The organism is Micromonospora sp. WMMD730, assembly GCF_049178955.1.
Taxonomy (GTDB): Bacteria; Actinomycetota; Actinomycetes; order Mycobacteriales; family Micromonosporaceae; genus Micromonospora; species Micromonospora wenchangensis.
In genome coordinates this window covers 6305884-6330676 of sequence record NZ_JBMHML010000002.1, presented here as the reverse complement: position 1 = coordinate 6330676, position 24793 = coordinate 6305884, and the positions used below count along the sequence as shown (strand labels likewise).

Annotated in this window: 18 protein-coding genes; 10 read left to right on the top strand and 8 right to left on the bottom strand. The window is 74.1% G+C overall.

The window, feature by feature from the left end; all coding sequences use genetic code 11:
• Positions 1 to 183: 183 nt before the first annotated feature.
• Both msrA and ACN265_RS26815 read right to left on the bottom strand, forming a co-directional pair.
• A complete protein-coding gene (gene msrA, locus ACN265_RS26820; RefSeq protein WP_377684464.1) occupies positions 184 to 846 on the bottom strand; it encodes a peptide-methionine (S)-S-oxide reductase MsrA in 663 nt (220 codons plus the stop codon).
• Positions 847 to 955: 109 nt separating this feature from the next.
• Positions 956 to 1369 carry an HIT family protein gene (locus ACN265_RS26815; RefSeq protein WP_421410388.1) on the bottom strand — a complete coding sequence of 138 codons (414 nt, stop codon included), beginning with the start codon at positions 1367 to 1369 and terminating at the stop codon, positions 956 to 958.
• Between the two features lie 113 nt (positions 1370 to 1482).
• Here ACN265_RS26815 and ACN265_RS26810 point away from each other — a divergent pair, with 113 nt between their 5' ends.
• From ACN265_RS26810 to ilvA, 3 genes are read left to right on the top strand one after another with little or no spacing between them, the layout of a single operon-like run.
• Entirely contained in the window at positions 1483 to 2622 is a 1140-nt protein-coding gene (locus ACN265_RS26810) for a cystathionine gamma-synthase (protein WP_420117587.1), read from the top strand.
• Positions 2623 to 2639: 17 nt separating this feature from the next.
• The gene (locus ACN265_RS26805) at positions 2640 to 4076 is read left to right on the top strand and encodes an amidase (RefSeq protein ID WP_204928280.1); all 1437 of its coding nucleotides are present in this window, start codon (positions 2640 to 2642) and stop codon (positions 4074 to 4076) included.
• Complete coding sequence (ilvA, locus tag ACN265_RS26800) at positions 4073 to 5293, top strand: threonine ammonia-lyase (RefSeq protein WP_420117588.1); 1221 nt, start codon at positions 4073 to 4075, stop codon at positions 5291 to 5293. Before ACN265_RS26805 ends, ilvA begins: the two co-directional genes overlap by 4 nt.
• Before the next feature lie 61 nt (positions 5294 to 5354).
• Here the strand turns inward: ilvA and greA are convergent, their stop codons facing one another.
• Complete coding sequence (gene greA / locus ACN265_RS26795) at positions 5355 to 5855, bottom strand: transcription elongation factor GreA (protein ID WP_204928278.1); 501 nt, start codon at positions 5853 to 5855, stop codon at positions 5355 to 5357.
• A 143-nt stretch (positions 5856 to 5998) separates the two neighbouring features.
• Positions 5999 to 6433 (bottom strand): DUF4307 domain-containing protein, encoded by a 435-nt coding sequence (locus ACN265_RS26790; protein WP_421410384.1) that lies wholly within the window; start codon positions 6431 to 6433, stop codon positions 5999 to 6001.
• Positions 6434 to 6612: 179 nt separating this feature from the next.
• Between ACN265_RS26790 and mca the strand changes: the two genes are divergently transcribed.
• The 3 genes from mca (at position 6613) to ACN265_RS26775 (ending at position 10537) form a co-directional block, all read left to right on the top strand.
• Positions 6613 to 7494 carry a mycothiol conjugate amidase Mca gene (mca, locus tag ACN265_RS26785; RefSeq protein WP_420117590.1) on the top strand — a complete coding sequence of 294 codons (882 nt, stop codon included), beginning with the start codon at positions 6613 to 6615 and terminating at the stop codon, positions 7492 to 7494.
• Between the two features lie 50 nt (positions 7495 to 7544).
• Entirely contained in the window at positions 7545 to 7820 is a 276-nt protein-coding gene (locus ACN265_RS26780; RefSeq protein ID WP_204928275.1) for a hypothetical protein, read from the top strand.
• 242 nt (positions 7821 to 8062) lie between these two features.
• Positions 8063 to 10537, top strand: a complete 2475-nt coding sequence (locus ACN265_RS26775; RefSeq protein ID WP_421411635.1) for a putative bifunctional diguanylate cyclase/phosphodiesterase — start codon at positions 8063 to 8065, stop codon at positions 10535 to 10537.
• A gap of 178 nt (positions 10538 to 10715) precedes the next feature.
• On the opposite strand, the gene ACN265_RS26770 is transcribed toward ACN265_RS26775, so the two are convergent.
• Positions 10716 to 11750 carry a phosphatidylinositol-specific phospholipase C domain-containing protein gene (locus tag ACN265_RS26770; RefSeq protein ID WP_421410380.1) on the bottom strand — a complete coding sequence of 345 codons (1035 nt, stop codon included), beginning with the start codon at positions 11748 to 11750 and terminating at the stop codon, positions 10716 to 10718.
• 135 nt (positions 11751 to 11885) lie between these two features.
• Between ACN265_RS26770 and ACN265_RS26765 the strand changes: the two genes are divergently transcribed.
• The 3 genes from ACN265_RS26765 to purE all read left to right on the top strand — a co-directional run bounded on the left by ACN265_RS26765 (position 11886) and on the right by purE (position 15813).
• On the top strand, positions 11886 to 13976 hold the full coding sequence (locus tag ACN265_RS26765) for a thioredoxin domain-containing protein (RefSeq protein WP_421410377.1): 2091 nt from the start codon (positions 11886 to 11888) through the stop codon (positions 13974 to 13976).
• Between the two features lie 188 nt (positions 13977 to 14164).
• Positions 14165 to 15325 (top strand): 5-(carboxyamino)imidazole ribonucleotide synthase, encoded by a 1161-nt coding sequence (locus ACN265_RS26760; RefSeq protein ID WP_357931756.1) that lies wholly within the window; start codon positions 14165 to 14167, stop codon positions 15323 to 15325.
• Positions 15322 to 15813 carry a 5-(carboxyamino)imidazole ribonucleotide mutase gene (gene purE, locus ACN265_RS26755; protein ID WP_204928271.1) on the top strand — a complete coding sequence of 164 codons (492 nt, stop codon included), beginning with the start codon at positions 15322 to 15324 and terminating at the stop codon, positions 15811 to 15813. The genes ACN265_RS26760 and purE overlap by 4 nt, the downstream gene beginning before the upstream one ends.
• 252 nt (positions 15814 to 16065) lie before the next feature.
• Here purE and ACN265_RS26750 read toward each other — a convergent pair whose 3' ends face one another.
• Both ACN265_RS26750 and ACN265_RS26745 read right to left on the bottom strand, forming a co-directional pair.
• Positions 16066 to 20967, bottom strand: coding sequence for an SCO7613 C-terminal domain-containing membrane protein (locus ACN265_RS26750; RefSeq protein ID WP_421410373.1), 4902 nt, complete (start codon positions 20965 to 20967; stop codon positions 16066 to 16068).
• Positions 20968 to 21123: 156 nt separating this feature from the next.
• A complete protein-coding gene (locus tag ACN265_RS26745; RefSeq protein ID WP_204928269.1) occupies positions 21124 to 22551 on the bottom strand; it encodes a UDP-glucose dehydrogenase family protein in 1428 nt (475 codons plus the stop codon).
• Positions 22552 to 22800: 249 nt separating this feature from the next.
• Between ACN265_RS26745 and ACN265_RS26740 the strand changes: the two genes are divergently transcribed.
• Positions 22801 to 23964 (top strand): acyl-CoA dehydrogenase family protein, encoded by a 1164-nt coding sequence (locus tag ACN265_RS26740; RefSeq protein ID WP_421410370.1) that lies wholly within the window; start codon positions 22801 to 22803, stop codon positions 23962 to 23964.
• Positions 23965 to 24108: 144 nt separating this feature from the next.
• On the opposite strand, the gene ACN265_RS26735 is transcribed toward ACN265_RS26740, so the two are convergent.
• Positions 24109 to 24780 (bottom strand): hypothetical protein, encoded by a 672-nt coding sequence (locus ACN265_RS26735; RefSeq protein WP_421410368.1) that lies wholly within the window; start codon positions 24778 to 24780, stop codon positions 24109 to 24111.
• Between the last annotated feature and the right edge of the window lie 13 nt (positions 24781 to 24793).

The following is a 24793-nucleotide window of genomic DNA, read 5'->3' as shown; positions in this document are numbered from 1 at the left end:
CCAGAGGTTGTTGCAGTTCGCCTGTTGAGACGATGACGAACGTGTGACAGCTTGCTACGATGCGCCGTCACCGACGGTGGTTGCCTGTCATGGTGTCGATTGCTGCCCGCCCGGTGACGGATGCCGGAAATGCGCCGGGCCCACGGTGTGAAGAACACCGCAGACCCGGTCACCGCGCCAGGGTCAGCCGGCGGTACGGGCCACCCCGACCGGGCAGCTCAGCCCGTTCGGGCCGTGGTTGCAGTAGCCGTTCGGGTTCTTCGTCGGGGCCAGGTACTGCTGGTGGTAGTCCTCGGCGAAGAAGTAGTCGCCGAGCGGGGCGATCTCGGTGGTGATCTCACCCTTGCCGGCCCGCGCCACGATCGGCGCGAACGCGTCCCGGGACGCCTGCGCGGTGGCCAACTGCTCGTCGCTGGTGGTGTAGATCGTCGAGCGGTACTGGCTGCCGACGTCGTTGCCCTGGCGCATGCCCTGGGTCGGGTCGTGGTTCTCCCAGAACACCTTGAGCAGGTCCTCGTAGCTGATCACGGCGGGGTCGTAGACCACCTGGACCACCTCGGCGTGCCCGGTCATCCCCGAACACACCTCCTCGTACGTGGGGTTGGCGGTGTAGCCGCCCGCGTAACCGGCCGAGGTGGTGAGCACCCCCGGCAGGGTCCAGAACAGCCGCTCGGCACCCCAGAAGCACCCCATGCCGAACACGGCGACCCGGGCGCCCTGCGGGAACGGGCCCTTCAGCGACGACGGCAGCACCTCGTGCCGGTCCCCGATCGGCATCGCGATCGGGCGGCCGGGCAGGGCCTGGTCGGGGCTGATCATCTCGGCCTTCATGCGGCGAAGGAACACGGTGGAACTCCTCTCGTACCTCTCCCCGCATGCAACACCGGCGGGCCCGGCTTCCTTACCCGCTGCGTCCCGGCTCTCGCCCCCGGGCCCCGCCGAATATCGGCGGGTCTCAGGCCAGGGCGGCGGCGACCCGCCCGGCGTAGGAGTCGGCCTCGGCGTCGTCGGCGTAGCGGGTACGCGGCCAGAAGAAGCCGCGCAGGCCGTCGCCCCTGGTCCTCGGCACCACGTGGGTGTGCAGGTGCGGCACCGACTGGGACACCCGGTTGTTCATCGCCACGAACGTCCCACCCGCCCCCAGACCGGATTCCACGGCCGCGGCCAGGCGTTGCACCAGGCCGAAGTAGCCGGGCAGGTCGGCCGTCGGCAGGTCGGTCAGGGTGACCAGGTGGGTACGGGGCACCACCAGGACGTGCCCCTTGAACACCGGCCGGGTGTCCAGGAACGCCACCCCGTCCGGCTCGTCGGCCACCCGGAACGCCGGCACCTCATCGGCCACGATCTGACAGAACACACACCCGCTCACCCGCGCAGCCTAAGGTCCCGCGCGCCCACCCGCCACGCACCGGGGCGCAGGTGCGGGGTGAGCCGGGACGGGTTCCGGTCGACCGGTGGGTGCGGCGGACTAACGTCTGCGGGATGAGTCACGGCTTCGAGACGCTCGCCATCCACGCCGGCCAGGACCCGGAGGCCCGCACCGGCGCGGTGATCCCCCCGATCTACCAGACCAGCACGTACGCCCAGGACGCCGTCGGCGCGCCCCGGCAGGGCTACGAGTACAGCCGCTCCGGCAACCCCACCCGCGACGCCCTCCAGGAGTGCCTGGCCGCGCTGGAGGGAGGTCGGGTCGGGCTCGCCTTCGCCAGCGGCCTGGCTGCCGAGGACACCCTGCTGCGGGCCGTCTGCTCGCCCGGCGACCACGTGGTGATCCCCGACGACGCGTACGGCGGCACGTACCGGCTGTTCGCCCGGGTCGCCGAGCGGTGGGGGCTGACGTACACCCCGGCGAAGGTCTCCGACGTCGACGCGGTCCGGGCCGCGATCCGCCCCGAGACGAAGATCGTCTGGGTGGAGACGCCGACGAACCCGCTGCTCGGCATCGCCGACATCGCCGCCCTGGCCGGGATCGCGCACGAGGCCGGGGCGCTGCTGGCGGTCGACAACACGTTCGCCTCGCCGTACCTGCAGCAGCCGCTCGCGCACGGCGCGGACGTGGTGGTGCACTCCACCACCAAGTACGTCGGCGGGCACTCCGACGTGGTCGGTGGCGCGTTGATCGTCGCCGATCCGACCCTCGGCGACGAGCTGCGCTACCACCAGAACGCGATGGGCGCGATCAACGGCCCGTTCGACGCCTGGCTCACCCTGCGCGGCATCAAGACCCTCGGGGTACGGATGGACCGGCACTGCGACAACGCCGAACGGATCGCCGCCTTCCTCGACGGGCACACGAAGGTCGCCCAGGTCATCTACCCCGGCCTGCCGTCGCACCCGGGGCACGAGGTGGCCGCCAAGCAGATGCGCCGCTTCGGCGGGATGATCTCCTTCCGGGCCGCCGGCGGCGAGGAACACGCCGTGCAGGTCTGCAACCGGGCCCGGCTGTTCGTCCTCGCCGAGTCGCTCGGTGGGGTGGAGTCGCTGATCGAGCACCCGGGCCGGATGACACACGCAAGTGCTGCCGGCTCGCCGCTTGAAGTTCCCGGCGATCTCGTGCGACTGTCTGTCGGCATCGAGACGGTCGACGACCTGCTCGCCGATCTGGAGCAGGCGCTGGGCTGACCGCGGGCTGGGAAGAGGTGGCCGTGCAGGACATCATGCCGACCTGGGTGGGGGCGACCGCCAAGCAGATCGCCCGGGGGGTACGCCGGGGCGACGTCTCCGCCACCCAGGTCGTCGCCGACCACCTGGACCACGTCGGCCGGGTCGACGGCGCACTGTCCGCGTTCCGGGTGGTCCGGGGCGGTGAGGCGATCACGGAGGCGGAGAAGGTCGACGAGCAGGAGGAGCTGGCCAACCTCCCGCTCGCCGGGGTGCCGGTGGCGGTCAAGGAGAACACCCCGGTCGCCGGCCTGCCCACCTGGAACGGGTCGGTCGCCGCGCGTACCGCGGTGGCGGAGGCCGACCACGAGGTGGTGCGCCGGCTGCGCGGCGCGGGCGCGGTGATCCTCGGGGTGACCCGGATGCCGGAGCTGGGACTCTGGGCGATCACCGACGACGCGACCGCCGTCACCCGTAACCCGTGGGACCTGCGGTACACCCCCGGGGGGTCCTCCGGCGGGGCCGCCGCGGCGGTCGCGGCCGGGCTGGTGCCGATCGCGCACGGCAACGACGGGCTCGGGTCGATCCGCATCCCGGCCGCCTGCTGCGGCCTGGTCGGGCTCAAGCCCGGCCGGGGCGTGGTCCCGTGCCAGCTCGGCGCGGAGGACTGGTTCGGGCTGACCGAGCACGGCATGCTCACCACCACCGTCGCCGACGCCGCCGTCGGCTTCCAGGTGCTCGCCGGGCGTCGCCCCGACAAACTCGTCCCGCCGCCCCGGCTGCGGGTCGGTGTGTCACTGCGCTCCCCGGTGCGCGGCGTCGCGCCGGACGCCCCCAACCGGGACGCGGTGGCCGCCGCCGGCCGGCTGCTCGCCGCCGCCGGCCACGACACCGTGCCCGCCGACCCGGTCTACCCGACCGCGCTCGGCCTCCAGGGCATCGCCACCTGGCTCGCCGCCGCCGCGTCCGACGTCCGGGCCGCCGGCATCGACCGGCGCGGCCTGCAACGGCGCAGCCGCCGGCACGTCGCGCTGGGGGAGTGGGCGCAACGCCGGGGGTACGTGCGGGAGGCCGACCGGGCCGCCTGGCGGGACCGCTCCGTCGGCTTCTTCACCGACCACGGGATCGACCTGCTGCTCACCCCGGCGCTGGCCGGGCCGCCGCCGGAGGCCACCTCCTGGTCCGGCCGTTCCTGGCTGGCGAACATGAGGACCAACATCCGGTACGCCCCGTTCGCCGCCCCGTGGAACGTCGCCGGCCTGCCGTCGATCGTGGTGCCGGTGGGCCGCCGCCCGGACGGCCTGCCGGTCGCCGCGCAACTGGTCGGCCCGCCCGGCTCGGAGCTGCTGCTGCTCGGGGTGGCCGGGCAGTTCGAGATGCAGGCCCCGTGGGCCCGGCACGCCCCCGGCTACCCCCGGGTCGACACGCCCTCCCCGGCGGTCGGGCCGAGGGCTGGTGGCACGATCGGGGCATGACGGAACTGGTCGACCTCGCCGACGTACGGGCCGCCCGGGAGCTGCTCGCCGGGGTCACCCGGACCACCCCGCTGGAGCCGTCCCGGCCGTTGAGCGCGGCACTGGCCGGGCCGGTGTGGCTCAAGTGCGAGAACCTGCAACGCGCCGGCTCGTACAAGGTGCGTGGCGCGTACGTGCGGATCTCCCGGTTGTCGGCGCGGGAGCGGGACCGGGGCGTGGTCGCGGCCAGCGCCGGCAACCACGCCCAGGGGGTGGCGCTCGCCGCCGGCCTGGTCGGCACCCACGCCACCGTCTTCATGCCGGTCAACGCGCCGCTGCCGAAGGTGGCCGCCACCAAGGGGTACGGCGCGCGGATCGAGCTGATCGGCAACACCGTCGACGAGTCGCTGGTGGCCGCGCAGACCTTCGCGGAGCGGACCGGCGCGGTGTTCATCCACCCGTTCGACCATCCGGACGTGATCGCCGGGCAGGGCACCGTCGCGCTGGAGATCCTCGAACAGTGTCCCGAGGTCGAGACGATCATCACGGGGGTCGGCGGTGGCGGCCTGATCTCCGGGATGGCGGTGGCCGCGAAGGCGCTGCGGCCCGACGTGCGGATCATCGGCGTCCAGGCGGAAAGCGCCGCCGCCTTCCCGCCCTCCCTGGCCGCCGGGGAACCCGTCCGGCTACCGGCGTTCGCCACGATCGCGGACGGCATCGCGGTCGGCCGGCCCGGGGAGATCACCTTCAACCATGTCCGCAAGCTCGTCGACGAGATGGTCACCGTCGCCGAGGAGGACATCTCCCGGGCGTTGCTGATGCTGCTGGAACGGGGCAAGCAGGTGGTCGAGCCGGCCGGGGCGGTCGGGGTGGCCGCGCTGCTCGCCGGGGCGGTGCAGGTACGGACCCCGACGGTGGCGGTGCTCTCCGGCGGCAACATCGACCCGCTGCTGATGATGCGGGTGATCGAGCACGGTCTCGCCGCCGCCGGCCGCTACCTGCGGGTCACCGTCCGCTGCTCGGACCGGCCCGGTCAGCTCGCCTCGCTGCTCACCGAGATCGCCGAGCACCGGGCGAACGTGGTCGACGTGGAGCACCAGCGGGCCAACCCGCACCTGCGGCTCGGCGAGGTGGAGGTGGCCCTGTCGGTGGAGACCCGGGGCGTCGAACACTCCGACACGCTGATCAGCGCCCTACGGGCAAGCGGTTACCAGGTGGTCCTCACGGCCGAGGCGTGAGCGGCGGCGGTGTACCGGAGGACGACGCCGCCGGGCCCGGTGGACCCGGCGGCGGTGCGGCTCAGCCGGAGAACGGCTCGAAGCTGACGATGGTCACCTTGATGTCCGCCCCGCTGGGCGCGGTGTAGGTGCACGCCTGACCGGGGCGGCCGCCCAGGATGGCCTTGCCGAGCGCCGACTCGGGGCTGTAGACCGTCAGCTCGGTGGTGGCGGCGATCTCCCGCGACCCGAGCAGGAACGTCTCGGTGTCACCCTCGTCGTCGTCGAAGTAGATCGTCACGACCATGCCGGGCGACACCACGTCGGCCGTCGGCGCCTCGCCGACCTGGGCGGTGCGCAGTAGTTCCTTGAGGTAGAGGATGCGGCCCTCGGCCTTGCCCTGCTCCTCGCGGGCGGCGTGGTAGCCACCGTTCTCCCGCAGGTCGCCCTCTTCCCGCCGGGCGTTGATCTCGGCGGCGATGACCGGCCGGTTGGCGATCAGCTCGTCGAGCTCGGCCTGGAGGCGGTCGTGCGCGTCCTGGGACAGCCAGGTGGCGGGCGCCTTGTGGTCATTGGTGGACACAGGCGTACTCCTCGGATGTGCGTGCTGGCTGACAGGTGACTTACCAACCTACCAGTGGGCCGCACTCCGGGGCGTCGTCGATCACCCGGTCGGGCGACGGCACCGGCGGCCCGCCGGGACGCGGGACCCGGTCCCGTCGCCGTTCAGCCGGCCGGACGGCAGCGGACGACCTCGCCGATGAACGGGCGTTCGGTGGTGGTGACCCGGTGCCGGGTGGTGACGTGCCGCTGGCCGGGGGCCGCGGTCACCGTGACCTCCTCGTGGCCCACCTCGGCCCCGGCGTGCGAGCGGGCCCGGACCAGGCACACCGCCGCGCCGCCCGCGGGCACGGTCACCCGGAAGTCGACCCGGACGCCGGTGTCGTCGACGTCGGTGTAGGTGATCACCTCGGGCTTGTACTCCGGGTCGCCGTAGCGCTGGTAGAGCTGCGTCGAGGCCAGCACCAACCCGGCGATCAGGACCGCCGCCAGCACCCAGCGCAGCAGGGGGCGACGGCGCTCGGGCTCCCGTCGGCGTCCGTACCGGCCGGGCGGGAACACCGGCGCGGCCGAGGGAACTGTGGCGTGCGTCTCGGTCACCGGCGGGTATCTCCTGGCGTTGTTGTCGGCGGCATCGGCAAGAATGACAGGGTCCATCTTCCCAGCCCGGGGCCGAGCCCGGCCCGGCAGGTCGGCAACCGCGCCGGCAGGTCACCACGGCAGGTCGGGCGAGCGACCCGGAGCGGGCCGCCGACGGGCACAGACGAGGAGCGCCCACGTTGGCAGAGAAGCTGCGTCTCATGGCCGTGCACGCACACCCGGACGACGAGTCCAGCAAGGGCGCCGCCACCATGGCGAAGTACGTCGCCGAGGGGGTGGACGTGCTGGTCGTGACCTGTACCGGCGGTGAACGGGGCAGTGTGCTGAACCCCAAGCTGGACCGCCCCGAGGTGTGGGCCAACATCGGCGAGATCCGGCGGGCCGAGATGGACGCCGCGCGGGCCGTCCTCGGCGTCGAGCAGGCCTGGCTGGGCTTCGTCGACTCGGGCCTGCCCGAGGGCGACCCGCTGCCGCCGCTGCCCGAGGGGTGTTTCGCCCTCCAGGACGTCGAGGTGGCGGCCGGGCCGCTGGTGAAGCTGATGCGGGAGTTCCGTCCGCACGTCGTGACCACCTACGACGAGGAGGGCGGCTACCCGCACCCCGACCACATCATGTGCCACCGGGTCAGCGTGGCGGCGTTCGACGCGGCCGGCGACCCCGACCGCTACCCCGAGCTGGGCACGCCCTGGCAGCCGTTGAAGCTCTACTACGACATCGGCTTCTCCAAGGGCAAGATCACCGCTCTGCACGAGGGCATGCTGGCCGCCGGCCTCACCTCGCCGTACGAGGACTGGCTCAAGCGGTGGGACGAGCGGCCGGACAAGGGCCCCCGGATCACCACCCGGGTCGAGTGCGCCGAGTACTTCCCGGTCCGTGACGACGCGCTGCGCGCCCACGCCACCCAGGTCGACCCGGACGGCTTCTGGTTCCACGTGCCGATGGAGCTGCAGCAGCGCGCCTGGCCGACCGAGGACTTCCAGCTCGTCCGCTCGACGGTCGACTCCCCGCTGCCGGAATCCGACCTGTTCGCCGGGGTACGCGAAGCCGTCCATGCCGGGTGACCCGGGTGCGGGGCTACGCTGACACTCCACCGCACATCGGAGAAGACACCATGCTGAACGCTGTCCAGGTGCTCGCGGAGAACAACTTCGGGGACACCCGCACGGGCGGCCTGGCCGGGCCGATGGGCCTCTTCCTCATCGTGCTCCTCGGCACCGCCACCGTCCTGCTCATCCGCAACATGAACGCCCGGCTGCGCCGGCTGCCCGAGCGGTTCCCCCACCAGGGTGGTCCGGTCGGGACCGATTCGTCGGCAACCGGCCCGTCGGACGGGACGACGGGGCAGGAATCACGTACGAACCCGTCCAGCGGCCACCAGCAGCCCTGAGAGGGGTGACCGAAGCGTGAATCACGCCGATCCGGGTCGTCGCCCCCTGTTGCGGCCACCCGGATTGGCTTAGCCTTCCGCCGGGGGACGTAAGTCCCTGAGCCGTGCGCGGGAGGGGGTGCCATGACCGTCGTAGCCGCGTTCGTCCGTCGCGCCGTCGACGGCCCCGCGGACGGAGCCGGGCGGTGACCTCCGGCAGGGCCGGCGCGTCCGACGACGGGTCGACGCCGCCGGAGACTCCGCTGCGGGTGCGCGTCCTCACCCTCGCCGTGACGGTGACCGCCCTGGTGGCGGTGCTGGTCGGCCTGCGCCTGCCCACCGCCCTGCCGGCCGACGACCCGCTCCCGGCCGTCGCCCGGTTCGGCATCGTCGCCGCCGTGTTCGCCCTGGCCCAGCTCGCCCGGCTGCGGTTCCGCACCGCCACCGGCATGGTGAGCATCACCTGGGGCGAGGCCGCCCTGATCGTCTGCCTCTACCTGGCGCCGGCCGGCTGGCTGCCGGCCGCCGCGCTGCTCGGCACCGGCGCGGCCTGGACGGCGATGTCGCTGGCCGCCGACCGTCGTCCCCCGGTGGAGCTGGTCCGGATCGCCGCCGCGCTGACCGCGGCCACCGCGCTCGCCGTGGTCGTCGCCACCGCGCTGGGTGAGCCGTTCCTGGCCGGTCCCACCCCGACGCTCGTGCCCGCCCTCGTCGCCGGTGCGGTCACCTACCTGCTCACCACCGCCGGGCTGGGCGGGGCCACCCTGGCCCTGCGGCACGGGGTGGCGGTCGGCCCGGCACTGCTCGTCGCGCTGCGGGGCAAGGTGCTGATGTTCGTCGGCAACGTGCTGGTCGGGCTGGTCGTGGTGGCGTTGCTGGAGATCGACCCGCGGTGGCTGCTGCTGCTCCCGCCGCTGCTCTGGCTGCTCCAGCAGACCTACCGGCACCGGCTGCGCGCCGACCAGGAGCAGCGCACCTGGCGCGCGTTCGCGGAGGCCACCGCCGCCCTCAACCAGCTCGACGAGCGGGGGGTGGCCACCGCCGCGGTGACCGGGGCGCTGGCCCTGTTCGGCGCGGACCTGGTCGACGTCGACGTGGCCCGGGGCGACGGCCGGTGGCGGCGTTACCGGGGTGACTCGTCGGGCCGCGTCCGCGACCGGCAGGCCGGGCCACCCGCGGCGGCGACCCCGGACGCCCACGAACTCGTCCGGCCGCTGGTGGTCGGGGACGTCCAGGTCGGGCAGATCCGGGTCCGGTTCCCCGTCTCCGGGCCGCCCGACGACCGGGAACGGGACGCGCTGGCGGCGTACTCCGACGCCCTGGCCGCCGCCCTGCACGACGCGGCCACCCACCGGGAGCTGCGGCTGGTCAGCGCCCGCTCGTCGTACGACGCGGTGCACGACGCGTTGACCGGGCTGGCCAACCGCACGGCCATGCTGAGCAAGGGCGACCAGGCGTTGCGGCAGCTCGCCCACGATCACCCGGTGGCCCTGCTGCTGCTCGACATCGACCAGTTCAAAGAGGTCAACGACACCCTCGGGCACGCCGCCGGTGACCAGTTGCTGCGGCTCACCGGCAACCGGCTGGGCACCCTGGCCCGTCCCGGTGACCTGCTCGCCCGCCTCGGCGGCGACGAGTTCGCGCTGCTGCTGACGTCGGTCCCGGTGATCGGCGACCGGGCCGCCCCGATGGCGTACGCGCTGCGGCAGGCCCGGGAGATCGCCGAGCGGCTGGCCGCGCCGACCGAGGTGGCCGGGGTGCGGATGTCGGTGGAGGTCTCGGTGGGGGTGGTGGTGGCCGGGGCGGGCAGCGCCGACCTGACCGAGCTGCTGCGCCGGGCCGACATCGCCATGTACCAGGCGAAGGAGGGCGGCGGCAGCGTCGCCGCGTACGACAGCACCCGGGACGCCGCCAGCACCGACCAGTTGGCCCTGCTGGCCGAGCTGCGGGAGGCGTTGCAGGCCGACGACCAGCTGGTGCTGGCCCTGCAACCGGCGGTCGACCTGGCCACCGGCGCGCCGACCGGGGTGGAGGCGCTGATCCGCTGGCAGCATCCCCGGCGGGGCTGGCTCGGCCCGGCCGACTTCATCCGCCCGGTGGAGAACAGCGAACAGCTCGGCACCTTCACCCGGTACGTGCTGGACAAGGCGCTGTCGGTGGCCGCCGGGTGGGCCCGCGACGGGTTGGACGTGCCGATCTCGGTGAACCTGTCGGCGCGCAGCCTGCTCGACCCCCGGCTGCCGGCGGAGATCGCCGACGCGCTGCGCCGGCACCAGGTGCCGCCGCACAAGCTGGTCCTGGAGATCACCGAGACGGTGGTGATGAGCGAGCTGGAGGTGATCGACGAGGTGCTGGCGAACCTGCGCAGGATGGGCGTCCAGCTGGCCGTCGACGACTTCGGCACCGGCTTCTCGTCGCTGTCGTTCGTGACCCGGATCGCCGTGGACGAGCTGAAGGTGGACCGCTCCTTCGTGATTCGGATGGCCGACTCGCCGGAGGCGGCGGCGATCGTCCGGGCCACCGTCGGGCTCGCCCACGAGCTGGGGTTGCGGGTGGTCGCCGAGGGGGTGGAGACGGCCGAGCAGCGGGCCGCGCTGGTGGCGTTGGGTTGCACCGCCGCCCAGGGCTACCACTTCTTCAAGCCGATGCCCGCCGACAAGATCGGCGCGGTGCTCGGCTCGCTGCGCGACTCCGCCGAGTCGAACGTCTTCCCGCTGCGCGCCGACGGCGTCTCCTGACCGCGCCGTACCCCGCAGGCCCGGCACGGCCCCGCCCGGCCGCCGGCACGGTCGGTCGGTCGGTCGGTCGTGATCGACTCAAGGGTGCCGATGTAGCGGTATCCCGGCACCGGGATACCGCTACATCGACGACATGGTGAGCAACGCCGGCCGGTCCGGGGCGGGCGTGGCGGGTCGGTCAGCCCCGGGAGACCACCTCGCCGACCACGGTCGGCATCGCCGCCCAGTCGGCCGACGCGACGCTGGCGTGGGCGGCGGCGAGCTGGGCGAGACGGGCGCGGGCAGCCGTGACGTCGGTGTTGCCGACCGCCGGGGGGACGTTCTGCGCGTCGGTCATCACCAGCAGGTAGTGATTGGTGTCGTACCAGGAGGTGTCGATGCCGCCGGTGACGTACGCGCTGGCGTCGCCGTCGAACAGGACGAACCACGGGCGCAGGCCGGTGTCCGCGTACCTGGTGCGCGGGTCGCCGGACTGGGCCCGGTGCACCGCCGGGAACGCCTGCGCCTGACCGAGGGTGCCGGCCGCCGCCAGGCCGGCCAGGTGCTGGGCGTACTCGATGTCGGTCCAGAGGGTGTCGGTGGGGTTGCCCTCCTCGACGGTGCCGGGGATCAGCTCCACGATCACCTTCCCGGCGAGCTGCCCCCGGGTCGGCCAGGCGTTCGCGCGGGCGGCGGCATCCAGGGTGGCGTACCCGCCGCGCAGGTCGGCGGGGCGGAACACCCGGCTGCCCAGCCGGGCGGCGAGCACCGCGTCGAGCTGCACCGGCCCCTGCCCGGTACGGCTGCTGAAGCCGGTCTTCAGCTCCAGCTTGAGTTGGAGGGGCCCGGTGTCGGGGTGGGCGTCGAACCAGAGCCGGATGTCGTCCAGGCAGTGCTCCAGGTTCTTGTTGCGGGTGCCGGTGTAGAGCTGCGCGGGGGTGGAGGCGGCGACGCAGTTGTTGTCGTTGCCCAGCGGGTTGGAGTGGCTGACCCGCCACTGCTTGGTGATGATGTCCGGCCAGACGTCCAGCTCGATCATTCCGGGGCGGGCGTCGAGCGCCTGCGCCAGATAGGTGTACGTCCCGCGTTCGTACGCGTTGTGCGTGCCGACCACGGTGGTCGCCGAGACCCGGGTGCCGGGGTCCACGGCGGCCGAGGCGGGGGCGGCGGTGCTGAACACCGCCGCGACCACCGCGACCGACGTGAGTGCCGACAGGAGACGGGAACCGCGCATGGATACCTCCTCGCAGGGCGGTGCCGGTCACCGCACCCGCACAGATCAAAGACGATGAATGTGAACGAGGGAAGGCCCGGTTCCGGCGGGACGGTTGCCCCGGCGGGTGCGCCCGGCGGTGGATAGGGTCGTCGGGTGAACCGACTCGCCCAGGCCACCTCGCCGTATCTGCTCCAGCACGCCGACAACCCGGTCGACTGGTGGCCGTGGTGCGACGAGGCGTTCGCCGAGGCGAAACGGCGCGACGTCCCGGTGCTCATCTCGGTCGGCTACGCCGCCTGCCACTGGTGCCACGTGATGGCCCACGAGTCGTTCGAGGACGAGACGGTCGGCGCGCTGCTCAACGCCGGCTTCGTGGCGGTCAAGGTGGACCGTGAGGAACGGCCCGACGTCGACGCCGTCTACATGACCGCCACCCAGGCGATGACCGGCCAGGGCGGGTGGCCGATGACGGTCTTCGCCACCCCCGACGGCACCCCGTTCTTCTGCGGCACCTACTTCCCGAAGCCCAACTTTGTCCGGCTGCTGGAGTCGGTCGGCACCGCGTGGCGGGAGCAGCGGGAGGCCGTGCTGCGGCAGGGCGCCGCGGTGGTCGAGGCGATCGGCGGCGCCCAGGCCGTCGGCGGCCCCACCGCCCCGCTCACCGCCGGACTCCTCGACGCCGCCGCCGACCAGCTCGCCGCCGAGTACGACGAGACCAACGCCGGCTTCGGGGGCGCACCGAAGTTCCCGCCGCACATGAACCTGCTGTTCCTGCTCCGGCACCACCAACGGACCGGCTCGGCGCGCAGCCTGGAGATCGTCAGGCACACCGCCGAGGCGATGGCCCGGGGCGGCCTGCACGACCAGCTCGCCGGCGGGTTCGCCCGCTACTCGGTGGACGCCCACTGGACGGTGCCGCACTTCGAGAAGATGCTCTACGACAACGCCCTGCTGCTGCGGGTCTACACCCAGCTGTGGCGGCTCACCGGCGACCCGCTGGCCCGCCGGGTGGCCCGGGACACCGCCCGGTTCCTCGCCGACGAACTGCACCGCCCCGGCGGGGGTTTCGCCTCCGCGCTCGACGCCGACACCGACGGGGTGGAGGGCCTCACCTACGTCTGGACCCCGGCGCAGCTCGTCGAGGTGCTCGGCGAGGACGACGGCCGCTTCGCCGCCGACCTGTTCGACGTCACCGAGGTCGGCACCTTCGAACCCCGCCCGGCCGCCGCGTCGGACGGCGGCGCGGACGCGGCCGGGCACGGCACCGCCGGCACCAGCGTGCTGCGGCTGGCCCGGGACGTCGACGACGCCGACCCGCAGATCCGGGACCGCTGGCGCAGCGTGGTGGGCCGGCTGCTGGCCGCCCGGGACACCCGCCCCCAACCGGCCCGCGACGACAAGGTGGTGGCCGCCTGGAACGGCCTGGCGATCACCGCGCTCGTCGAGTTCCTCCAGGTCGTCGCGATCCGGGTGACCTCCGACGACGAGGACGCCAACCTGATGGACGGGATCGCCATCGTCGCCGACGGGGCGCTGCGCGACGCCGCCACCCACCTGGCCGACGTGCACCTGGTCGACGGTCGGCTGCGGCGGGCCTCCCGGGACGGCGTCGTCGGCGAACCGGCCGGCGTGCTGGAGGACTACGGCTGCGTCGCCGAGGCGTTCTGCGCGCTGCACCAGCTCACCGGCGAGGGACGCTGGCTGGAACTGGCCGGCGGCCTGCTCGACGTCGCGCTGGCCCGGTTCGCCGCGCCCGACGGCGGGTTCTACGACACCGCCGACGACGCCGAACGGCTGGTCGCCCGGCCGGCCGACCCAACCGACAACGCCACCCCGTCGGGCCGGTCGGCGATCGCGGCGGCGCTGACCGCGTACGCGGCGTTGAGCGGGGAGACCCGCTACCGGGAGGCGGCCGAGGCGGCCCTGTCGACCGTCGCGCCGATCGTCGGCCGGCACGCCCGGTTCACCGGGTACGCGGCCACCACCGGGGAGGCGCTGCTGTCCGGGCCGTACGAGATCGCGGTGGTCACCGACGACCCGACCGGGGACCCGCTGGTCGCCGCCGCGCACCGGCACGCCCCACCCGGCGCGGTGGTGGTCGCCGGCCGGCCCGACCAGCCCGGCGTGCCGCTGCTCGCCGACCGGCCGTTGCTCGACGGGCGGCCCACCGCGTACGTCTGCCGGGGGTTCGTCTGCCAGCGCCCGGTGACCTCGGTCGAGGACCTGGTCGCCCAGCTCACCTGACTGATCGGCGCTACTCCGGCGGGCCGTCGGCCGCCGGAGTAGCCTGCGTCGTCCGGCGGCCGTTCCACGCTGATGATCCACCTGGCCCCGGTCCGGCCGGGCTCCGGGCTGCCGGGTGACGGCCGCCGGCCAGGGACGGGTGGCCCTCGGGTCGACCGGCGGGCCGGCCCGGTTAGGCTGGCGGCGCTATGGACTCCCGTACCGGTCTGCCCGTCGTCGGCATGGTGGGTGGCGGCCAACTGGCCCGGATGACCCACCAGGCCGCCATCGCCCTCGGCCAGTCACTGCGTGTGCTGGCACTCGCCCCCGACGACGGTGCCGCGCTCGTCGCCGCCGACGTGCAGTACGGCGACCACACCGACGTCGCCGCGCTGCGCACCTTCGCCAAGGGCTGCGACGTGGTCACCTTCGACCACGAGCACGTCCCGACCGAACACATCCGCACCCTCGCCGCCGAGGGGGTGAAGCTGTTCCCGCCCGCCGACGCGTTGCTGCACGCCCAGGACAAGCGGGTGATGCGGGAACGGCTCGGCGCGCTCGGTGCCCCCAACCCGGCGTGGCGGCCGGTGGAGGACCCGGCGGACCTGCTCGCCTTCGGCGCGGAGCACGGCTGGCCGGTGGTGCTCAAGGCGGCCCGGGGCGGCTACGACGGGCGTGGCGTGTGGCTGGTCGACGACGCCGGGCAGGCCGCCGAACTGGCCGCGACCCTGCTCGCCGGGGGCACCTCGCTGCTCGTCGAGGAGCGGGTGCCGCTGCGCCGGGAACTGGCCGTGCAGGTGGCCCGCTCGCCGTTCGGACAGGTCGCCGCGTATCCGGTGGTGGAGACGGTGCAGCGGGACGGGATCTGCGTCGAGGTGCTCGCCCCCGCGCCCGGCCTGCCGGAGGAGTCGGCCGTCGCCGCCCAGCAGCTCGCCATCGACCTGGCCACCGCGCTCGGCGTGGTCGGCCTGCTGGCGGTGGAGCTGTTCCAGACCGACACCGGGCTGGTCGTCAACGAGCTGGCGATGCGCCCGCACAACTCCGGGCACTGGACCATCGAGGGGGCCCGGACCTCGCAGTTCGAGCAGCACCTGCGGGCGGTGCTCGACTACCCGATGGGGGACACCTCGCTGACCGCCCCGGTGGTGGTGATGGCGAACGTGCTCGGCGGTGAGCCGGGCGGGATCTCCCTCGACGAGCGGCTGCACCACCTCTTCGCCGCCGAACCGGGCGCCCGGGTCCACCTGTACGGCAAGCAGGTCCGACCCGGCCGCAAGATCGGGCACGTCACGGTGCTCGGCAACGACCTGGACGACGTACGGGCGCGGGCGGCGCGGGCCGCCCGCTGGCTGCGGGAGGGGCACGGGTGAGCACCGTCGGGCTGATCATGGGCAGCGACTCGGACTGGCCGGTGATGAAGGCCGCCGCCGCCACCCTGGACGAGTTCGACGTCCCGTACGAGGTGGCGGTGATCTCCGCGCACCGCACCCCGGTCAAGATGATCGAGTACGGCCGGGACGCCGCCGACCGGGGACTCAAGGTGATCATCGCCGGGGCGGGCGGAGCCGCCGCGCTGCCCGGCATGGTCGCCTCGGTCACCCCGCTGCCGGTGATCGGGGTGCCGGTGCCGCTCAAGCACCTGGACGGGATGGACTCGCTGCTGTCCATCGTGCAGATGCCGGCGGGGATCCCGGTGGCCACCGTGTCGATCGGCAACGCACGCAACGCCGGCCTGCTCGCGGTCCGCATCCTGGCCGCGACCGACCCGGCCCTGCGCGCCCGGATGGTCTCCTTCCAGGCCGATCTGGAGGACCTGGTCGCCGAGAAGGACGCCGCCCTCCGCGCCTCCCTGACCTGACCCTGAGGCGGGACCGCCCGCGAGGCGGGGCCGCCCTTCGGGCCAGGCAGCCCGCGCAATGGGGCCGATGTTGCGGTATCCGGCCCCGTCGATACCGCAACGTCGTCCCAGGCGAGTCGATCACCGTGCCCGGCCCCGGGCTGTTCCGGCCGGGGCGTGACCGCCCGGTCCACCCCTGGCCGCGATGCGCCCGCCCACGACCACCTGGCTCACCGAGCCCGACCACGTCCGACCCCGCCGTGACCCTCCGATTCAACGCATGGAGCGCAGGGCGGTCTGGAGCCGGTCCTGGGCGCGGCGGCGGCGTTCGTTGCTCGCCCCGAGCACCAGCAGGACCAGGCCGACCGGGATGAGCACCAGCCACGGGCCGAGGCTGAACAGGGCGTGCACCGCCGCGATCGCGGTCACCGCCGCGCCGACGATGACCGGGGCCTGCTGCCGGCTGGTCGAGCCGTACACCAGCACCGCGACCGCGCCGAGCAGCAGCAGCACCTGACGCAGCATGCTGGAGTCGGTGGCCAGCACGATCGCCAGCGTCGGCACGAACGCCGCGACCAGCGCCGGGCCGTACGCCACCCAGCTCGACAGGTCGGGGCGGTCGCGCAGTTCGAGGATGCCGACCAGCAGGGCGAGCGCCGCGAACGGCAACGTGTACGCCTCGGGCAGCGCCACGTCGGCGACCCGCATCATGATCCACCAGGCGACGATCTCGCAGGCGACCACGGCCCAGAACAGGATGCGGCGTTCCACCGGTCGCCGCCCCGGCCGGACGGCGGCCACCCCCAGCACGGCGCCCCAGGCGGCGAGCAGGGCGGCGATGTGCCGGGGCGAGTCGAACGCCAGCGCCAGGGCGATGAGCGCTGCGGCGTACCCGCTCCACTCGACGGTGGCGGCTTCCCGGTGCGCCTCGGGTCGCCGCAGCCGGGGCAGCGTCGCGGCGAACACCTGCAACGCCGCGCCCACCGCGAGCACACCGAACGCCGACCAGACGGCGGGGAAACCGGCCACCAGACCGGCGGTGAGCACGAAGAGCTGCGCCATCAGCGAGGCGAACAGCCAGCCGAGGATGCGGGCCCGCCCGGTGGTGCCGAAGAGCGCGGCGACCACCCCGACGCCGACCGCGCCACCGAGGGTGAACAGGGTCAGCCCCTCGCTGGCGAGACTGCCGGCCAGCCCCGCGCCACCACCGGCCAACCCGATGACGAAGACCAGCACCCGGGCCAGCCGCAGCGACCGGGCCCGCTCGGCCAGCGGGGGCGGCGGGGTCAACGCCAGCCCCAGCATCGAGATGGTGAAGACGGCGAGGGCGGCCAGGGCGTTCTGCGGCCAGGCCATGCCCAACGCGATCGGGGTGATCAGCAGCGTCACCGCGAGACCGGGCAGCACCACCGGCACCGCCCGGGACCGGCGGCCACCGGCCAGGCCGGTGGCGGCCAGCGCGGCGGTGCCGGTGAGCAGCAGCGCGGTCAGCACGTGTGTCGGGTCGACCAGTTCCGGTGGCGGGGTCCGCAACTGCGGCGGTGGCCCCTGCCAGACGTGGGCGAGCATCCGGTGCGGCTCGACCAGCGCCACGAACAGCAGCGGCGCGAGGGAGATCAGGGCCAGCACGGTGGGCACGGCCGCTGCGGCCAGCGCCCCGGCGGCCGGGTCGATCCGCCAGCGTCGCTGCGTGCCGTCGTCGGGCAGCCGGCGCAGCGCGCCGTCCAGCAGGACCGCCCAGCGACGTACCGGCTGGGCGGACCCGACCGGTGGCACGGTCGCCGCCCGGACCAGTTCGGCGAGGACCCCGAGCAGCGCCGCCGCGGCGGCGAACACCCCGGACGGGAGGTCGACGAAGATGGCGGCCACGGCGCTGACGGTCGCCCCGCCGGCGACCGCCGCGCTCGCGTACGGCAGATACTGCGGGACCTGCCGGCGGACGGCGGCCACCGCGGCGAGCCCGAAGCTGGACGCGGCCAGCGCGGCGGTCAGCACCACCTGCGCCCCGTGGCCGAACTCGGCGGCGAGCGCGGCGACCGCGCCGGGGAGCGCGAGCAGCGCGGCGGCGGTCGCCAGACCACCGATCTGCACCAGGTGCGGCGGCATCCCCTCGGTCTCGACGTCCTCGACCAGCGAGGGGGCCAGGGACCGGGCCATCGCCGCCACGGTCAGGCCGATCAGCGCGATGCCGCCCAGGGCGAGCGCGGTCGTCCACGGGCGCACCAGCCCGGCCCCGGCGGCGTGCAGCGCGACCACCCCGGCCACGGTGGCCCGGGACAGCCCGGCACGCGGGTCGGCGGAGGCCACCGCGGCGGTACCGAAGACGGTGGCTACGGTCAGCCCCACCAGGACGGGCGACCACCACGGCAGGTCGAAGGCGGCCGGGACGCCGACGGTGGCCAGCACCACGCCGACCCCGGCTACGTCGTACTTCCAGGGGGTGGGGAGCAGGATCGCGGCGGCCAGCGCGAGCAGCGCCAGCGCGACGGGAGCCTGCCAGGTCGAGCCGCCGGTCGGCGCGGCCGGCCAACCGGTGAGGTCACCGGCCCAGATCGGACCCGGGGTGGCCAGCACACCCACCCCGCCGCGCAGCGCCGACCAGCCGGCCAGCACCCCGATCAGGGCGGCGCCGACGGCGATGCCGAGCACCGGCCCGCGCCGCCACTCCTCGGGCATCGCCCGCGCGGCGACGGCGACCACCAGCACCAGCACGGCGGCGACCGCGAGCTGCCCGCCGGGTGAGATGACCGCCGTGATCCGGGCGAGGGTGGCGATCAGCGCCGTGGTGACGGCGGCGGCGGCCAGGTCGGCGCCGTCCAACGCCAGATCCGAGCGGCGACGTGCGTCGATCCGGCCGGCGAAGAGCAGCAGCACGGTGGCGATCAGCACCAGCCCGCCGAGCCAGGCGTCGGCGGCCGTGCGGCCCGGGGCGAAGAAGGCGGCCCCGATCACCGCCAGCGCACCCAGCCCGGTGCCGACGGCGTGCGGCAGGCTCAGGTGCCGCTGCGACACCTGCATCATCGCCGCATAGCCGAGGGTGACGCAGACGGCGAGGAACCCCGCCGCGAGGATCGGCACCGTCAGCTCCCGCAGCACCGCCGGGGTGAGCACCGGCCCGGACGGCTCGGTGGCCGCGACGAACGCGGTGACCGCGCCGGGTAGCGCGAGCGACGCGCCGCCGGCCGCCCAGCCGGAGAGGACGTCGGCGGCGGCCGGGGCGATCCGGACCCGGGGCGCGAGCGCCACCAGCACGCCGGCCAGCATCAGCACGGCCAGGGCGGCGGCGGTCAGCGCCGGTCGGCTCAGCGCGGCACCGGCCCCGAGGAACCCGACCACGGTGGCGGCTCCGGCGTGCACCACGGCCGCCCGGGTGGTGCCGGCCCACAGCCCGGCGACGCCGATCGCGACCGCCGCCAGCACCATCGGCCAGGGTGCCGCCGCCCAGCCCAGACCCAGCGAGGCGGGCACCGCCAGCGCGGTCAGCCCCGCGCCGACCACCGCGAACTCGCGGCGGATCTCCGGCGGCAGGGCGAGCACCGCCGCGATGGTGAGCAGCAGGGCGCTGGCGGCGAGCTGCCCGGCGGACGGACCGGCCGCCGCCGCCACCTCGCCGGGGAACGCGGTCAGGTCGGCCCGCCAGGCGGGCAGCGCCGCCTGGACCGGTGCCAGCCCGGCCCGCAGCGCACCGCCGGCCACCACCAGGCCGCTGACGGTCAGCGCCGCCGCGGAGGCGAGCTGCGGCCCCCGCCGGGCGGCTTCCGGTACGGCCCGCACGGCCAGCCCGGTCACCGTGATGACCGCGGCGATCAGCAGCAGCGCCCGGCCCGGGAAGGCCACCGACGCGACCCGTCCCAGCGCGCCGATCACGGCCAGGGTGAGGATGCCGGCGCCCACGTCGGGCAACGGTGCGCGGCGCAGCAGCAGGGTGCCGGCCAGGCCCACCGCCGCGGCCAGCAGCAGCGCCGCGCCGGCAGCGGTGGCCGCCGGTACGGTCTGCGCCCGCAGCAGCGCGGTGACCGCGTACGCCAGGGCGAGGGCCACCGCCACCCCGTGCAGCAGCCAGGTCGTCTGGGCCAGCCACGGCACCGGCCGGGGGACGCTGTCCGGGGTGGCCGCCGTGGCGTCGAGCACCTCGCCCGACTCCTCGGGTGCCCCCTCCGGCCGGCCGTCCGGGGCGACCCGCTGCCGGGGCGGCCCGGCGGGCCGGTCGGGGGTGGATTCCGGCGCGGCCGGCCGTTCCCGCATGATGCCGGAGCGGACCAGCGCGAGGTCGAGCACGGCCACCACGGTGAGCACCACCGCCCAGCCGGTCGGGCCGCCGATCCACTCGTAGACGAGCAGCGGCACCACGGGTTGGGCGGCCAGCACCGCCGCGAACCGGGGAGCCCGCAGGCCGGTGCCCAGCGCGTAGGCGAGGGCGACGCCGGTGGTCAGCGCGAAGATCACCCCGGAGAAGACCGCCCCGGACGCGCCGATCCGGTCGACCGCCCACAGCGCGTACCCGGCCAGCGGCACCAGCAACAGGCCGACCGTGGAGATCGTCTCGGCGGTGGAGGTCAGCCCCCGGCGGGCCAGCACCGGCGGGGCGAGCAGCAGCAGGACGGTGGCGACCAGCAGGATGCCGAGCCGGGCGAGGGCGTCCATCGAGCTGGTCGCGACGGCGGCGAAGACCACCGCGGCCACGGCCAGCACCAGCGCGCCCAGCCCGAGCGGGATGTTCTGCACCTCGCGGGAGGACGCCTCGGCCGGGTGCTCCGGGTTGTCCGCACCCAGCCAGGTGGCCGTCCGGTACGGCGGTGGGAGCGGTGGTTCGTCGGGGCCGGCCGGCCCGGTGGGGGCACCCTGCCGGGGCACCCGGGGCGGTGCCCCGGCGGTGGCGGTGGGCGGTCGCCGGTCCGCCTTGCGGCGCAGCACCCGGCGCGGCCGGGTGGCCTGCTTGATGCGTTCCTCACCGGCGTGGGCGAGGATGTCCCGCTGGAAGAGGGCGGCCTGCATCTTGGCGGCGATCTGCCGCTGCTCCCGGGCGATCTCGGCGTCGCGGGCCTTCATCTCGGCGATGGAGCGTTCGATCTCGGCCAGGTGTTCGCGCCACTGCGGTTGCTCGGCCCCGCAGTTGGGGCAGCGGGCCGCCGGCTTGATCTGCCGCCCGCACGAGGAGCACTGGAAGCTCTCCACGACATCCCTCCACCCGGCCGGACGCACTGTGGACGCCGCCCCCACGCAGCATGCCCTGAGCGGGCGTGGATTTCGACACCTGCCGCTCCGTTAGGGGTACAAAAAACGCGCCGGCGCGGGGAGGATCACCTCCCGCGCCGGCGCGTCGCGGTGTCGTCAGGGGCGACCCATGCCCCGGTACTCCCAGCCGGCCTGCGTCCACAGTGCCGCGTCGAGGCAGTTGCGGCCGTCGACGACCCGACGGCCGGCGGCCAGCTCGCCGAGGGCGACCGGGTCGGCGTTGCGGAAGTCGGCCCACTCGGTGAGTACGCAGACCAGGTCGGCCCCGGAGACGGCGTCGTTCACGCTGGACTCGTAGACCAGTTCGGGGGCGACCCGGCGGGCGTTCTCGGTGCCCTGGGGGTCGTACACGTGCACGTCGGCGCCGGCCTTGGCGAGCAGCGCGGCGACGGCGAGGGCCGGGGCGTCGCGGACGTCGTCGGTGTTGGGTTTGAAGGTCGCGCCGAGCACCGCGATCCGGGTGCCGGAGAAGTCGGGGCCGGCCGGGCCGGACCGGCGGCCGAGCAGGTCGGCGGCGAGCTGGAGGACCCGGGTGCGGCGACGCAGGTTGATCAGGTCGACCTCGTGCAGGAAGCGCAGCGCCTCACCGGCGCCCAACTCCTGGGCGCGGGCCTGGAAGGCGCGGATGTCCTTGGGCAGGCACGCGCCGCCGAAGCCGAGTCCGGCCTGGAGGAACCGGTTGCCGATCCGGGGGTCGTAGCCGATGGCGCGGGCGAGCTGGGTGACGTCGCCGCCGCTGGCCTCGCAGACCTCGGCCATCGCGTTGATGAAGGAGATCTTGGTGGCCAGGAAGGCGTTCGCGGCGACCTTGACCAGTTCGGCGGTGGCGAAGTCGGTGACCACCAGCGGGACCTCCCGGTCCTCGGTGGCAGCCAGGTCGAAGACGCCCTTGTGGGCGGCGTAGAGCATGGCGTTGGCCCACTCGGTCTTGACGCCCACCACGATCCGGTTGGGGCGCAGCACGTCGTCGACGGCGAAGCCCTCCTGGAGGAACTCGGGGCTCCAGGCCACCTCGACGCCCAGGTCGTCCGGGGTGTGCTTGCCGACGAGCTGCTCCACCCACTCGGCGGTGCCGACCGGCACGGTGGACTTGCCGACGATCAACGCCTTGCGGGTGAGCTGCTGGGCCAGGGCGGTCACCGAGGCCTCGACGTACGACAGGTCGGCGCCCATGCCGTCGGCCCGCTGCGGGGTGCCGACGCAGATGAAGTGCACGTCGCCGAACTCGGCGGTCTCGGCGATGTCGGTCGAGAACCGCAGCCGGCCGGCGGCCAGGTTGCGCCGCAGCAGCTCGTCGAGGCCCGGCTCGTGGATCGGCACCTCGCCCGCGTTCAGCTTGGCGATCTTGTCGGCGTCGACGTCGAAGCCGAGCACCTCGTAGCCCAGTTCGGCGTAGCAGATGGCGTACGTCGCGCCGAGGTAGCCGGTGCCCAGGAACGTCACCCGGGGACGCGGCGCACCCGAGGGGGGCGCCACCGGGGAGATGGTCGGCGCCGGCTGGATGTTCGGGTACGGGATCGTCACGCCTGTCTTCTCCGCTCGCACTGGCGGCGCTTCACTGCGTCGCAATCGGCTGCGGCGCCTGGCCGGGCACCGATGGAAAACCTGTCGTTCGGTCAGCGTAGTTGTGCGCTGTCGACGCCTGCCCGGCACGATCCTACCGGCCGGTAACGTGGTGGGGAACCACGATGGCTATCCTTCAGTCTGCGGCAGTCGGCGGCCTGGAGACGGCACACAGACTGCGCATGATAGCGGTGAAAGGGGAGGGCCGACATGGCCGCAGAACAGACGTTCGACGTCTACCGGTTGCCCGAGGAGCACGACGCGGTCCGCGAGGCGGTCCGCGAGGTCTGTGCCGCCAAGGTGGCCCCGCACGCGGCCGAGGCCGACGAGACGGGGGAGTTCCCCAAGTCCTCGTACGACGCGCTGCGGGCCGCCGACTTCCACGCCCCGCACATCCCCGTCGAGTACGGCGGGGCCGGCGCGGACGCCCTGGCCACCGCGATCGTCATCGAGGAGGTGGCGCGGGCGTGCGCCTCGTCGTCGCTGATCCCGGCGGTGAACAAGCTGGGCACGATGCCGTTGCTGCTGGCCGGGTCGGAGGAGTTGAAGCGGCGTTACCTGACGCCGGTGGCGGCGGGTGAGGCGATGTTCTCGTACTGCCTGTCCGAGCCGGAGGCCGGCAGTGACGCGGCGTCGATGTCCACCCGGGCGGTCCGGGACGGGGACCACTGGGTCCTCAACGGGGTGAAACGGTGGATCACCAACGCCGGGGTGTCGGAGTTCTACACCGTGTTCGCCGTCACCGACCCGGCCGCCCGGTCGCGGGGGATCTCCGCGTTCGTGGTGGAGAAGTCCGACCCCGGGGTCAGCTTCGGCGCGCCGGAGAAGAAACTCGGCATCAAGGGCTCCCCCACCCGGGAGGTCTACCTCGACAACGTGCGCATCCCCGCCGACCGGATGATCGGCGCGGAGGGCACCGGGTTCGGCACCGCGATGCGGACCCTGGACCACACCCGCGTCACCATCGCCGCCCAGGCCGTCGGCATCGCCCAGGGCGCCCTGGACTACGCCAAGGGCTACGTGCAGGAGCGCAAGCAGTTCGGTAAGGCGGTCGCGGAGTTCCAGGGGGTGCAGTTCATGCTCGCCGACATGGGCATGAAACTCGAAGCCGCCCGCCAGTTGACGTATACGGCGGCCGGGAAGTCCGAACGCGGCGACGCCGACCTCACCTACTTCGGCGCCGCCGCCAAGTGCTTCGCCTCCGACGCCGCCATGGAGATCACCACCGACGCCGTCCAACTCCTCGGCGGCTACGGCTACACCCGCGACTACCCCGTCGAACGCATGATGCGCGACGCCAAGATCACCCAAATCTACGAAGGCACCAACCAGGTCCAACGCATCGTCATGGCCCGCCAACTCCTCAAGGACTGACGGGCGGACGCGTAACTCCTCCGTGGCGGACGCCTGCCGCGCAGGTGGTCGGCGCCGGACTGGAGCCGGGCCATCCTGACAGCGACCCGGCCGTGATCATCGTGGTGCGGGTGGGCCGGCTCCAGTCCGGCCCACCCGGCGACGTCAACGGTTGTCGGTGCTGTTCTCCGGCTTCGCGCCGTAGCGCGGCGGCGCGGACCACGGCGACTCGCTGCTGGTCCGCCGGGGCAGCGGCTCGGTGGGGGTGTCCAGATCGGGGTAGCCCAGGGTGAGCGGGGCCGTGTCCGGCTCACTGCGGGCCGGCGGGGGCGGCGGCCAGTCGCTCGTGGCGAAACTGGGCGGCGGCGGGGCGTCGTCGTCGGCCGGGGCCGGTTCCGCGCCGGTCGCCGGCTGCGGCCAGCGCCGCCACCGCTGGGCGCTGAACACGGCCACCAGCAGCAGCAGGCCGATCAGGAACAGGGTGCCGTCCTGCACGGGCTGACGCAGCGGCAGCGGGTCACCGAGCACCTTCCAGTCGCTCGGGATCCGGTCGAGCACGGTGAACGGTGCGATGAACATCCCGACGTACGGGGTGACCAGCAGCAGCCCGGCGACGAGCGGGCCGACCGGCGAGGTGCGCAACGTGCCGACCAGGCCGAGCAGGATGCCGGCGACGCCGAGGTAGACGGCCGGCTCGATCAGGTTGGCCGTGCTGTACGTACCGATCTCCACCCAGCGGTCCACGGTGCGGCCCGACCCGTCCTGCCCGAGAGTGATCAACACCCACGTGACGGGCGCCACCACCAACCCGGCGAGGAAGCTCCAGAGATGTCGCATTGGCGCACCGTAC

Excerpts from the sequence above, each read along its gene's own strand:
- ACN265_RS26810 (WP_420117587.1), top strand. The coding sequence starts at position 1,483 with ATGAGTCACGGCTTCGAGACGCTCGCCATCCACGCCGGCCAGGACCCG.
- ilvA (WP_420117588.1), top strand. The coding sequence starts at position 4,073 with ATGACGGAACTGGTCGACCTCGCCGACGTACGGGCCGCCCGGGAGCTG.
- ACN265_RS26780 (WP_204928275.1), top strand. The coding sequence starts at position 7,545 with ATGCTGAACGCTGTCCAGGTGCTCGCGGAGAACAACTTCGGGGACACC.
- ACN265_RS26770 (WP_421410380.1), bottom strand. The coding sequence starts at position 11,750 with ATGCGCGGTTCCCGTCTCCTGTCGGCACTCACGTCGGTCGCGGTGGTC.
- ACN265_RS26760 (WP_357931756.1), top strand. The coding sequence starts at position 14,165 with ATGGACTCCCGTACCGGTCTGCCCGTCGTCGGCATGGTGGGTGGCGGC.
- ACN265_RS26740 (WP_421410370.1), top strand. The coding sequence starts at position 22,801 with ATGGCCGCAGAACAGACGTTCGACGTCTACCGGTTGCCCGAGGAGCAC.
- ACN265_RS26735 (WP_421410368.1), bottom strand. The coding sequence starts at position 24,780 with ATGCGACATCTCTGGAGCTTCCTCGCCGGGTTGGTGGTGGCGCCCGTC.